We start from the raw sequence: 12,671 nt of genomic DNA, 5'->3' as shown, positions 1-12,671 counted from the left end.
CTTTGCCTACGAAGGCTTGGGTGTGCTCTGCTATGGCGCGACGATATATTTGCATCTAGGCAGATTTACCATAGCAGGACACACACATCGAACGGCGCGCATTATACGCCGATCAACGCCTCACTGTTACCCTCAACGATGCTGGTTGCTGGAAAAACTCGCACCTACAGACACACATGTGTTCCATAGTTTAGGCGAAAGCGATGCAATGAGACGCGAAAAATCCTAGTTAATCGGTTGCGAGGGGGTTATGTGACAAAGTACAAAAAAGGAAGGGTCTGAATGAACAGACCCTTTTTAGGATTTGGACTACTGGCTTAGCCGAGCAAACTGCTGGAAATAGTCTGGGAAAGTTTTCGCCGTACATTTAGGATCGAGAATCGTTACTGGCGTATCCGACAGCGCAACCAGCGAGAAGCACATCGCCATACGATGATCGTTATAGGTGCCAATCTCAGCGGCTTTCAGATGTGCGGGAGGTACTACGCGGATAAAATCATCGCCCTCTTCAACTTCAGCGCCCACCTTGCGCAACTCAGTGGCCATCGCGGATAAGCGATCGGTCTCTTTTACACGCCAGTTATAGATGTTGCGGATAGTGGTTGGCGCATCGGCAAACAACGCGGTGGTGGCAATAGTCATTGCCGCGTCAGGAATATGGTTCATATCCATATCAATGCCATGCAGTTCGCCGCGTGAGCATTCGATAAAATCATCGCCCCAGGTGATTTTTGCACCCATCTTTTCCAGCACATCTGCGAAACGAATATCCCCTTGTACGCTGTTTTTACCAATTCCGGTTACACGTACCGTGCCACCTTTAATTGCAGCCGCGGCGAGGAAATAGGATGCTGACGACGCATCTCCTTCGACGAGATAATCGCCAGGGGAAACATAGTGTTGTCCACCCGCGATACGGAAGACCTGATAATTATCGTTCTCAACGCTGACGCCAAAACTGCGCATCAGCGCCAAGGTAATATCAATATAAGGTTTCGAAACCAAATCACCCTTAATGGAGATAACGGTGTTCTGCGTAGCCAACGGCGCCATCATCAATAACGCAGTCAAAAACTGGCTGGAAACCGAACCATCAACCTCAATATCACCACCGATATACCCACCGCGTAGGCGCAGAGGCGGATAGTTTTCTTGCTCCAGATAATCGATCTGGGCTCCACCTTGACGTAACGCATCAACCAGATGCCCAATTGGGCGCTCTTTCATACGCGGTTCGCCGGTGAGGATCACATCCCCATCACCCAAACATAACGCAGCAGCAAGTGGGCGCATGGCCGTTCCTGCGTTACCTAAAAAGAGTTCAAGCGCGCTATGTGCTTTTAGAGCACCCGCGTTGCCAATAATTTCGCAGCGGGTATGCCCATCGGATAATTGGAAATGAATACCCAGTTGCTTTAACGCAGTTAGCATATGGCGAACATCATCGCTATCAAGCAAATTATGTAAACATGTCGTTCCACTCGCCAGAGCCGATAGCAGCAACGCTCGGTTAGACACGCTCTTAGAACCAGGTAAATTTATCTCACCGGAAAAATGTGCAATAGGTTGTAAAGTCAGGGAATCCAGCATCAAACTCACTCCAAATTTTCAGTTAATGCAGCGAATCCCATCACTGCAAATAAATCATTACATTGTTGTACCGTTTTTCGTGACGGCTGTCATCTTTCTTATACACAAACAAAAAACCCCGGCATGCCGGGGTTTAAAACCGATGCAGCCTCATTAGCCATGGCGACGTTCAAAATCCGCCATAAAGTCGGTCAGTGCTTTAACACCTTCAATCGACATCGCATTATAAATAGACGCTCTCATCCCCCCCGCCACGCGGTGGCCTTTCAAAGCAACTAAGCCAATTGCTTTCGCTTCCTGCAAGAACAACGGATCTAATGCAGGATTTGCCATCTGGAACGGTACGTTCATACGTGAGCGATTTTGTAGTGCAACGCCGTTACGATAAAAATCACTGCTATCAATCGCGCTATAGAGCAAGTCGGCTTTGGCTTTATTGCGTTTTTCCATCTCAACCAAGCCACCCTGCTCTTTCAGCCATTTAAATACCATGCCTGAGAGATACCATGCAAAGGTCGGTGGTGTATTGAACATAGAATCGTTTTCAGCCAAAACGGTGTAGTCGAGAATCGATGGCAATTCTTGGCGCGCTTTGCCCAGCAAGTCCTCACGCACAATCACTACGGTGATCCCTGCTGGGCCGATATTTTTTTGCGCCCCAGCATAAATCACGCCATAGCGGCTAACATCAATTGGGCGAGAAAGAATGGTGGAAGAGAGATCGGCAACCACGATTTTATCGCCAAAATCAGGCTCTTCATCGATGGCGATACCATCAATGGTTTCATTTGGGCAGTAATGCACATAGGCAGCATTGTCACTCAACGTCCACTCACGCATTGGCTTGATCGCTTGAAGGCCGTTGTCGTCGGTTGTTTTTATATCAACAACGTTCGGCGTGCAGTATTTCTGCGCTTCATTGATAGCGCTATGCGCCCAGTAGCCACCATCCATGTAGTCGGCTGTGTTGTTATCGCCCAGCAGATTTAACGGAACAGCGGCAAATTGCGCACGCGCACCGCCATGACAGAATAGAATTTTATAGTTCTCAGGAACCTTCAGCAGAGAGCGTAAATCTTGTTCAGCCTGTGCCGCGACCTGCATAAACTCTTTTCCGCGGTGGCTGATTTCCATGACCGAAGTGCCTAGGCCATTCCAGTTACACAGTTCTTGTTCAGCACGACGCAATACCTCAACCGGCATCATTGCTGGGCCAGCACTAAAATTGTACACCTGTGTCATTTTGCCTCACCGCTCTTCGCTATATTTAGTCAATTGTCTACATGCTGGCAAACCCATCTATAAGGATGATCAGCCCACATTGATATCGAATTTATTCACATCTAATTTACTTTATCATTTGGTTTTATCATTCGCGCGCTCAGGCTGCAACGGTTATTGGTCACTGTCCCCAACGAGCTAAACTATGTGCCACCAAGCCACTATAGGCGTTTTAAAAATAAAGTTCTGCGTCGGCGTAAGACCAAAAAACTTTCATTCTTTTTTGTGTTTATTTTTAGTTTACCCGACTGTTATTTTTAGCCTCTATCCAGCATTGATTTCCACATCGCGAACAAACCGGTGAGCTCCCCGCTGTTTGATGCTCAACCAAGCTACATTCGCTGCACGCGTAGGTACCTCTATCTACAATTTTATCTACTTTTTTAATGCAGCAGTTGGGCAAAACAGGCAGTCCATAACGCACATTATCGTCATCAAAAAAATAGACGCTGATAGACCCATTAACTTCAAGAATGGCCAGTCGCACTTGGCCCAAGTGTTCAACGCCCTCTTGCCTCAACTCCATAAAGAACTCATCGTGAGTAATATTTTCACGGTTTAGGGTTTCCCAGATAAACGTACCGTCACGGATAATGACCAGTGGTTTACCTTCCATCCAAGTCTGAATTCTTTCACTTTTAGACATCAAGAACGTTGAAAAACGATAAAGCAGCATGATGCAAATAAAGACGGTAAATACCGGCAGCATAGGAACATCATCATAAAACGCCACGTCGCCCGCCGCAGAACCTAACGTGAGGATGACAACCACTTCAAACAGCGACATTTGCCGTACGCCGCGACGCCCCGTCATTTTGAGAAAAATAAAGACCAGAAAGAATGTGAATAGGCAGCGCACCGCAACTTCCGCAAGAAAATCTGGCGGCACCTTATCAAAGGCCATACGTTTTAAATCAAAGGATTGCATCGGGATGGATGTCCATTTGCCATAAGTGGTGAATATAGCTTAGACGGCAAAAGACAAAGGGGAGCGGGAACACTCCCCCTTTTAGAGAGAACTTAGTACTGATTAAACATCTGCTGGATCTGTTTTGGATCTTTAGTTTGTGTCAGAGCCAATTGAAGCAAGACACGTGCTTTTTGCGGATTAAGCGTGCCTGATGCGACAAAGCCATATTTCACGTCATCAATTTCTGCATCTTCCGTGGTTGACCCAGAAGGAACACGTGATGAGCGCACGACGGCTACGCCGTTATGTGCCGCAGTGGCTAAAGTATCAAAAATAGATTTGTACAGATTGCCGTTACCAACCCCCGCACTCACAATCCCTTGATAGCCCGCCTCAAGCAGCGCTTTTGCAGGCAGATCCGACGCGTTGGCGTAGTTGTATACAATGCCAACTTTTGGCAATGAGGTTAACTTGCTTACGTCAAATGGGGTTTGTGTGGTGTGTTTACGCTCAGGCGAGCGCTGGTAGTCCACTTTGCCATTGTGAATGTATCCCAATGGGCCGTAGTTAACCGCTTGGAATGTTTGCACGCCGGTGGTGTTCGTTTTGGTCACGTCACGACCATCCAGCACGGTATCATTCATCGCCACCAGCACACCACGTTTGGCTGAAGCCGGATCGGCGGCAGTCACAACGGCGTTATACAGGTTGAATGGGCCATCCGCGCTCATGGCAGTTGATGGACGCATCGCACCAACCATCACCACAGGCTTGTCACATTTTACGGTTAAATCGAGGAAATAAGCCGTTTCTTCCATGGTATCCGTGCCGTGAGTGATCACGAACCCATCGGTTTTATTGCAATCAGCGTTGATTTTTTTGGCAAGTTTTAGCCACACATCGTCATTCATATCCTGCGAACCGATGCTGACTACCTGCTCACCTTTGATGTTAGCGATATCTTTCAGTTGAGGCACCGCATCAACCAACGATTCTACGCCCACTTTCCCAGCGGTATAATTTGATTTTGTTGCTGAGTCACCGCCCCCGGCGATAGTCCCGCCCGTTGCCAAAATGGTGACATTAGGCAACGCAAAAGCCGCGCCACTAAACCCTGAAACCAACAGCGCTAGCAAACTTACTTTAACCAACTTCATTCGATTTCTCCTATTAGATAACTGCATGAATTATCTTTTATATCCATAAAAAAAATGTGACATTCCCTATGGATATGGAATTCATGGAGGAATAGGCTAAAAAAACGTATCATGCCGTTTTTTGCAGCTAACAAGTGACTCAAATGACGCAGACCTATATTCCCGGCAAAGATGCCGCGCTGGAAGACTCTATTGCACGCTTCCAACAGCAATTGACCGATCTTGGGTTCAATATTGAAGAAGCCTCTTGGCTAAACCCTGTTCCGCATGTTTGGTCTGTACACATCCGCGACCGTGATTGCCCACTTTGTTTTACCAACGGCAAAGGCGCTAGCAAAAAAGCCGCGCTGGCATCGGCGTTAGGTGAATATTTTGAGCGCTTGTCGACCAACTATTTCTTTGCTGATTTCTACCTTGGCCGTGAAATTGCGCAAGGAGACTTCGTTCACTATCCAAATGAGAAGTGGTTCCCTGTTCCTGCCGACGACAGCCTGCCAGAAGGCATCTTAGATGAGCGTTTGCATGCGTTTTACAACCCAGAAGGTGATGTAGGCGCTCAGGATCTTATCGATCTGCAATCCGGTAACGTCGATCGCGGCATCTGCGCGCTGCCGTTTACCCGCCAGTCCGATCAGCAAACTGTTTATATTCCAATGAACATCATTGGCAACTTATACGTTTCAAACGGCATGTCTGCGGGCAACACGCGCAACGAAGCGCGCGTACAAGGCCTGTCTGAAGTTTTCGAGCGTTACGTAAAAAACCGTATCATCGCAGAATCTATCAGCCTGCCAGAAATTCCTGCCGAGGTTTTAAACCGCTATCCTGAAGTGGTTGAAGCTATTGCAAAATTAGAGCAGGAAGGCTTCCCTATTCTGTCCTACGATGCTTCGCTCGGTGGTCAGTATCCGGTTATCTGCGTTGTGCTGTTTAACCCAGCCAACGGCACCTGTTTTGCCTCGTTCGGCGCCCATCCTGACTTTGGCGTAGCCCTAGAGCGTACGGTGACTGAACTGCTGCAAGGCCGCAGCCTGAAAGATCTCGACGTCTTCACCGCGCCAACCTTCGATGATGAAGAAGTCGGCGAGCATGCCAACCTTGAAACTCACTTCATCGATTCAAGCGGTCTGATTTCTTGGGATATGTTTAAGCAAGACGCCGATTATGCCTTTGCCGATTGGTCGTTTAAAGGTACCACCGAGGAAGAGTTCAGCACTTTAATGAGTATCTTCGAACAAGAAGATAAAGAAGTTTACATTGCAGATTATGAACATCTTGATGTTTATGCCTGCCGTATCATCGTTCCAGGCATGTCCGATATCTATCCTGCCGAAGATTTGCTGTTAGCCAATAACAGCATGGGTGCGCACTTGCGCACTCAGTTGCTTCAGTTACCGGCTTCCAATCTGACTAAGGAAGAGTATTTACAGATCATCGAACAACTCGATGACGAAGGCCTCGACGATTTCACCCGTGTACGTGAACTGCTTGGTATCGCAACCGGCAAAGACAACGGCTGGTATACCCTGCGTGTGGGTGAATTGAAGGCGATGTTGGCATTAGCGGGCGGCGATTTGGAGCAAGCGCTGACATGGACCGAATGGACTCAGGACTTCAATGCCTCCGTATTCAGCCCAGAACGCGCCAATTTCTATCGTTGCCTGCAAACCTTGCTGTTGCTAAGCATGGAAGAAGAACGCGATCCCGCACAGTACTATCAAGCATTCAGCCGCATGTATGGCGCCGAAACGCTCGAAGCCGCTTCGGCGATTATCGCCGGAGAAGAACGTTTCTATGGCCTTCCTGCGATTGACGACGACTTGAAAGCCCTCCCTGCGCATCAAGCGCTGCTACAAGCGTATCAAAAACTTCAGGCAGCAAAGCGCCGTTATTGGTCTAAATAATAGGCTTGTTGAGCTAAGCGAACGTCTGCACGCGTACACCGGTGCAGACGTTTTCGATCAATAAACGCGCGAATCTGGTAAATCCCTCTTCTAAACGCATTTATCATCACAGTAAAAATGGCACAACGACTATGATAGTCGTATGCCCTTTTGCAGTAAGTTTGGAAGGTGGGCTTTTCTACTCTATGTATGAATATCTACAACCGTCATTCATATGTAATTTAATTGTTGTATATAAGTAGTCTTATTGCTGGCATTGAAAAATAATATCTTCAATTTGATCGAATTATTAAGTTATTTATTTACCTTTTACACTATCTGTTAGCGTGCTCATTCAACTTAGTGTGTAAAATTTAAAAAATATTTTTCCTTTTGAATTCAACGAGTTTATTATTTAACTTACTGTTTTTAGGGGTATTTTGGGTAGGCTAGTTCTGCGCATCATGATCCAGATCAATTTTTGCCGTATACTGCTTTGTTAGTATCTCAACGCTGATTAATATTAAGAGAGAGTTAGTGTGAAAGCTGACAACCCCTTTGATCTACTACTACCAGCAGCAATGGCCAAAGTGGCCGAAGATGCTGGCGTTTATAAAGCCACTAAGCACCCGCTGAAGACTTTTTATTTAGCGATCACGGCTGGTGTCTTCATTTCTATTGCTTTCGTTTTCTACATTACCGCGACAACCGGCACTGCTGGTGTACCTTTTGGCTTTGCCAAGCTGGTTGGTGGTATCTGTTTCTCTCTTGGCCTGATGCTTGTTGTGGTTTGCGGGGCTGACCTGTTTACTTCAACCGTATTAATTGTCGTTGCCAAGGCCAGTGGGCGTATTACCTGGAGACAGTTAGGGCTCAACTGGTTAAATGTTTATGTAGGCAACCTGATTGGTGCACTTTTCTTTGTAGCACTGATGTGGTTTGCCGGAGAACATATGACAGCGAATGGCGCATGGGGTCTCAATGTGCTGCAAACAGCCGATCACAAATTGCATCATACGTTTGTTGAAGCCGTTTGCCTGGGGATCTTGGCCAACTTGATGGTTTGTCTCGCCGTTTGGATGAGCTATTCCGGCCGTAGCCTGATGGACAAAATGTTTGCAATGGTTTTACCGGTGGCCATGTTTGTGGCGAGCGGTTTTGAACATAGCATTGCAAATATGTTCATGATCCCATTAGGGATTGTGATTAAGAATTTCGCAGCGCCGGAGTTTTGGCAAGCCATTGGTGCTGCACCAGAACAGTTCTCAAACTTGACCGTTAGCCACTTCATTACCGATAACCTGATCCCTGTCACGATTGGGAACATCATCGGCGGTGGCTTACTGGTTGGTCTGACATACTGGGTTATTTATCTGCGCGGTGGCGATAAGCACTAATTACGTGCTTTACCACAGCGCCGGGTTTACAAAGAAATCCACACTAGAAGGTAGGTGTTAAATGTCCGAGCTTAATGAAAAACAAGCAGCCGCATGGGAAGGTTTCACTAAAGGCGACTGGCAGAATGAAGTCAACGTTCGTGATTTCATCCAGAAAAACTACACCCCGTACGAAGGTGACGAATCCTTCCTGGCTGGCGCTACTCAAGCGACGACCAACCTGTGGGATAAAGTCATGGACGGTATCAAAATTGAAAACCGTACCCATGCGCCGGTTGATTTCGATACCAACGTAGCTGCAACCATCACCTCTCATGATGCTGGCTACATCAGCAAAGACCTGGAACAAATCGTTGGTCTGCAAACTGATGCGCCTCTGAAACGTGCTCTGATTCCGTTCGGCGGCATCAAGATGGTTGAAGGTTCATGTAAAGTTTACGGTCGTGAACTTGATCCAATGATCAAGAAAATCTTCACCGAATACCGTAAAACTCACAACCAGGGCGTGTTTGACGTTTACACCAAAGACATCCTGAACTGCCGTAAATCTGGTGTTCTGACTGGTCTGCCAGATGCGTATGGCCGTGGCCGTATCATCGGTGACTATCGTCGTATCGCCGTTTACGGTATCGACTTCCTGATGAAAGACAAATACGCTCAGTTCCAATCACTGCAGACCAAACTGGAAAACGGTGAAGATCTGGAAGCGACTATTCGTCTGCGTGAAGAAATTGCTGACCAGCATCGCGCTCTGGGCCAGATCAAAGAAATGGCTGCCAAATATGGCTGCGATATCTCTGCTCCAGCTAAAAACGCAAAAGAAGCTGTACAGTGGACTTACTTCGGCTACCTGGCTGCGGTTAAATCTCAGAACGGTGCTGCAATGTCCTTCGGTCGTGTATCCAGCTTCCTGGATATCTACATCGAACGTGACCTGAAAGAAGGCAAACTGACTGAAGAAGAAGCTCAGGAACTGATTGACCATCTGGTTATGAAACTGCGTATGGTTCGCTTCCTGCGTACTCCAGAATATGATGAACTGTTCTCTGGTGACCCAATCTGGGCAACAGAATCCCTGGCTGGTATGGGTCTGGACGGTCGTACTCTGGTTACCAAAAACAGCTTCCGTTTCCTGAACACCCTGTACACCATGGGTCCATCTCCAGAGCCAAACATGACCATCCTGTGGTCTGAAAAACTGCCTCTGGCGTTCAAGAAATTTGCGGCTAAAGTTTCCATCGACACCTCATCTGTACAGTATGAGAACGATGACCTGATGCGCCCTGACTTCAACAATGATGACTACGCAATTGCTTGCTGCGTAAGCCCAATGATTGTTGGTAAACAAATGCAGTTCTTCGGTGCTCGTGCAAACTTGGCTAAAACCATGCTGTACGCAATCAACGGCGGCGTTGATGAAAAACTGAAAATGCAGGTTGGCCCGAAAGAAGCGCCAATGATGGATACCGTACTGGACTATGACAAAGTCATGGAACGTATGGACCACTTCATGGACTGGTTGGCTAAACAGTATGTCACCGCGCTGAACATCATCCATTACATGCATGACAAGTACAGCTACGAAGCATCCCTGATGGCTCTGCATGACCGTGACGTATATCGTACTATGGCATGTGGTATCGCAGGTCTGTCTGTTGCTGCTGACTCCCTGTCTGCAATCAAATATGCGAAAGTTTCTACTATTCGTGACGAAGACGGCCTGGCTGTTGACTTCGACATCGAAGGTGAATACCCGCAGTTTGGTAACAACGACCCACGCGTCGATGATATCGCTTGTGACCTGGTAGAACGTTTCATGAAGAAAATTCAGAAACTGACTACTTACCGCAACGCGGTTCCTACTCAGTCTGTTCTGACCATCACCTCTAACGTGGTTTATGGTAAGAAAACAGGTAACACCCCAGATGGTCGTCGCGCTGGCGCTCCATTCGGTCCTGGTGCTAACCCAATGCACGGCCGTGACCAGAAAGGTGCTGTAGCCTCTCTGACCTCCGTTGCTAAACTGCCGTTTGCTTACGCTAAAGATGGTATTTCTTATACCTTCTCTATCGTTCCTAACGCTCTGGGTAAAGACGACGAAGTTCGTAAAGCTAACTTGGCTGGCCTGATGGATGGTTACTTCCACCACGAAGCGAGCATCGAAGGTGGTCAACACCTGAACGTTAACGTTATGAACCGCGAAATGCTGTTAGACGCGATGGAAAATCCTGAGAAATATCCTCAGCTGACCATCCGTGTATCTGGCTACGCTGTACGCTTCAACTCTTTGACCAAAGAACAGCAGCAGGACGTAATTACTCGTACTTTCACTCAGTCCATGTAATTACCTGCCAGCTTAAAATGGCATAAAATAAAGGCTCCACTTAGGTGGGGCCTTTTTATTAAGTGTGAGATAATAGCTGGGTCGTTTCGGCGAGCGAACAGCTCTACGAAAATAATTCAGTGATAAAACGACACCCTTAACTGTTTTGCCGGGTTGCTATAGCTCCCCCTATACTCAAAACATACATGCCGATGGACATCAGGCAAAACAGTTATCAGCAAGGTATTGATGCCCGCTGTCTATATCATTGCCTTTTTAGACTGCTATTGATCAGTCAATTTTGGAGAAAACCCCGCAATGTCACTTAAAGGTCGCATCCACTCTTTCGAATCCTGCGGTACCGTAGACGGCCCTGGGATCCGCTTTATTACCTTCTTCCAAGGCTGCCTCATGCGCTGCCTGTATTGTCATAATCGGGATACTTGGGATACGCACGGCGGTACTGAGATTACCGTTGAAGATTTGATGAAAGACGTCGTGACCTATCGTCACTTCATGAATGCTTCAGGCGGCGGCGTAACAGCTTCCGGCGGTGAAGCCGTCCTTCAGGCTGAGTTTGTGCGTGACTGGTTCCGCGCATGCAAAGAAGAAGGCATTCATACCTGTTTAGACACTAACGGTTTTGTTCGTCGTTATGACCCCGTGATTGACGAACTGCTCGACGTTACCGATCTCGTCATGCTGGATCTCAAACAGATGAACGATGATATTCACCAGAACTTGGTAGGCGTCTCAAATCATCGTACGCTGGAATTTGCCCGCTATTTGGCAAAGCGTAACCAAAAGACGTGGATCCGCTATGTGGTTGTGCCTGGTTGGTCAGATGATGATGCTTCTGCCCACTTGCTCGGCGACTTCACGAAAGACATGAAGAATGTTGAGAAGATCGAACTCTTGCCTTACCACGAGCTAGGCAAACACAAATGGGAAGCCATGGGTGAGGAATACAAATTAGGTGGAGTTAAACCACCAACTCACGAAACCATGGAACGCGTAAAAAATATTCTCGAAAGTTATGGACATAAAGTCATGTATTAATGATCTATGTCTTTTGGGCTGGTAAAAATACCAGTCCAATTAATTATTCCGCCCGTGATAATTTCTTTTGGTTTCCAGCCGCAATACTTCTTACCGCCCTTCATATTGATATTTATTATTATTTGAAACATTTCTAACTGAATACAAACACAAAGAAATACGCATAAATCGCCTTAGCAGTCATTTTTTATGAATATTTAACATTCGGAGTTTTATACTGCTCCGTAAGCACCCAACTAAATTATTTTCCTAATATTCCTAACAGAATTTAAGTAATGTGATGAGATGGGGTGGATTATTAGACTTTCTTCTAAGCAGTGACTTCCCTGATTTGCCCCGATACACTGCCCATACACCCGCAAACGATAGGTGTTAAATGATAGGCTTTTAATTTCAGTCTATTGCGGAGTTGTGAATACTTTTTTTCATACTGACTTGTGCCTGCACATTGCTGCAAACACCAGAGGTGGATGAATCAAATAAACACTATGGATAGCCTTTATTTAATTTTTCAGGCGCCCCATTTACAGGTGCAATGTTACCGGAGGTTTTATGTCAATTGATGCAATTCTCGACCAACGCTGGCAGTACTGCCACCAGCCACTGAGCTGGCGCCACGCGATCCATTTAGCCTGCCAACCGCTGATTAGCGAAAGCAAGGTGAATGCAAGCTACCCGCTGCATATCATCGATGCGCTTAAACAGGATAAACAGGATTTCGTGGTTAGCGAAGGTGTATTACTGGTGTTTGCCCAACCTGAAAACGGGGTAATCAGTAAACGTGGAGAAGCATCAGTGCTGAAGTGCGATAAACCGGTTGTGCTGCAAAATGGTAGCGAAGTTAGCCTGATTATCGTGCTCTCTGCGGGAACGCAAACCGAGATGAACACTCTGCATCAGCAAATTGAAGGCTGGTTAGAGATGAATAACTGCCGTGAGCATCTAATGCAAGCAACCAGCCAGAATATGCTGGGCTCTCGCATCCAAGCTGGAAGCCGCATGCACTAATTGCAGGCTTACGATACAGATACAAAAAACGCCCACTCGGGCGTTTTTTTATGGCTTTTTATG

Annotated in this window: 9 protein-coding genes; 5 read left to right on the top strand and 4 right to left on the bottom strand. The window is 46.9% G+C overall.

The window, feature by feature from the left end; translation table 11 throughout:
• Nucleotides 1–309: 309 nt before the first annotated feature.
• The 4 genes from aroA to ansB form a co-directional block, all read right to left on the bottom strand.
• On the bottom strand, nt 310–1,590 hold the full coding sequence (gene aroA, locus CPY98_RS07490) for a 3-phosphoshikimate 1-carboxyvinyltransferase (RefSeq protein ID WP_096387073.1): 1,281 nt from the start codon (nt 1,588–1,590) through the stop codon (nt 310–312).
• 153 nt (nt 1,591–1,743) lie between these two features.
• On the bottom strand, nt 1,744–2,832 hold the full coding sequence (serC, locus tag CPY98_RS07485; RefSeq protein ID WP_043492336.1) for a 3-phosphoserine/phosphohydroxythreonine transaminase: 1,089 nt from the start codon (nt 2,830–2,832) through the stop codon (nt 1,744–1,746).
• Between the two features lie 274 nt (nt 2,833–3,106).
• Nucleotides 3,107–3,799 carry a DUF421 domain-containing protein gene (locus CPY98_RS07480; protein WP_096387070.1) on the bottom strand — a complete coding sequence of 231 codons (693 nt, stop codon included), beginning with the start codon at nt 3,797–3,799 and terminating at the stop codon, nt 3,107–3,109.
• A 92-nt stretch (nt 3,800–3,891) separates the two neighbouring features.
• The gene (ansB, locus tag CPY98_RS07475) at nt 3,892–4,938 is read right to left on the bottom strand and encodes an L-asparaginase 2 (protein WP_025800963.1); all 1,047 of its coding nucleotides are present in this window, start codon (nt 4,936–4,938) and stop codon (nt 3,892–3,894) included.
• 143 nt (nt 4,939–5,081) lie between these two features.
• Between ansB and ycaO the strand changes: the two genes are divergently transcribed.
• The 5 genes from ycaO (at nt 5,082) to CPY98_RS07450 (ending at nt 12,608) form a co-directional block, all read left to right on the top strand.
• Complete coding sequence (gene ycaO / locus CPY98_RS07470; protein WP_025800962.1) at nt 5,082–6,842, top strand: 30S ribosomal protein S12 methylthiotransferase accessory factor YcaO; 1,761 nt, start codon at nt 5,082–5,084, stop codon at nt 6,840–6,842.
• Between the two features lie 518 nt (nt 6,843–7,360).
• Nucleotides 7,361–8,218: a formate transporter FocA gene (gene focA, locus CPY98_RS07465; protein WP_025800961.1), complete on the top strand. Its 858-nt coding sequence runs from the start codon at nt 7,361–7,363 to the stop codon at nt 8,216–8,218.
• Between the two features lie 61 nt (nt 8,219–8,279).
• A complete protein-coding gene (pflB, locus tag CPY98_RS07460) occupies nt 8,280–10,562 on the top strand; it encodes a formate C-acetyltransferase (protein WP_025800960.1) in 2,283 nt (760 codons plus the stop codon).
• 297 nt (nt 10,563–10,859) lie between these two features.
• The gene (gene pflA, locus CPY98_RS07455) at nt 10,860–11,600 is read left to right on the top strand and encodes a pyruvate formate lyase 1-activating protein (protein WP_025800959.1); all 741 of its coding nucleotides are present in this window, start codon (nt 10,860–10,862) and stop codon (nt 11,598–11,600) included.
• A 552-nt stretch (nt 11,601–12,152) separates the two neighbouring features.
• The gene (locus CPY98_RS07450) at nt 12,153–12,608 is read left to right on the top strand and encodes a PTS sugar transporter subunit IIA (RefSeq protein ID WP_025800958.1); all 456 of its coding nucleotides are present in this window, start codon (nt 12,153–12,155) and stop codon (nt 12,606–12,608) included.
• Nucleotides 12,609–12,671 lie beyond the last annotated feature (63 nt).

Source organism: Hafnia sp. CBA7124, assembly GCF_002355555.1.
Lineage (GTDB): Bacteria > Pseudomonadota > Gammaproteobacteria > Enterobacterales > Enterobacteriaceae > Hafnia > Hafnia alvei.
Note: the sequence above shows the minus strand (reverse complement) of the source record. Positions and strands in the feature narration are given on the sequence as shown.

Coding starts and splice junctions, on each gene's coding strand:
- pflB (WP_025800960.1), top strand. CDS start 8,280: ATGTCCGAGCTTAATGAAAAACAAGCAGCCGCATGGGAAGGTTTCACT.
- CPY98_RS07450 (WP_025800958.1), top strand. CDS start 12,153: ATGTCAATTGATGCAATTCTCGACCAACGCTGGCAGTACTGCCACCAG.
- ansB (WP_025800963.1), bottom strand. CDS start 4,938: ATGAAGTTGGTTAAAGTAAGTTTGCTAGCGCTGTTGGTTTCAGGGTTT.
- ycaO (WP_025800962.1), top strand. CDS start 5,082: ATGACGCAGACCTATATTCCCGGCAAAGATGCCGCGCTGGAAGACTCT.
- serC (WP_043492336.1), bottom strand. CDS start 2,832: ATGACACAGGTGTACAATTTTAGTGCTGGCCCAGCAATGATGCCGGTT.
- CPY98_RS07480 (WP_096387070.1), bottom strand. CDS start 3,799: ATGCAATCCTTTGATTTAAAACGTATGGCCTTTGATAAGGTGCCGCCA.
- aroA (WP_096387073.1), bottom strand. CDS start 1,590: ATGCTGGATTCCCTGACTTTACAACCTATTGCACATTTTTCCGGTGAG.
- pflA (WP_025800959.1), top strand. CDS start 10,860: ATGTCACTTAAAGGTCGCATCCACTCTTTCGAATCCTGCGGTACCGTA.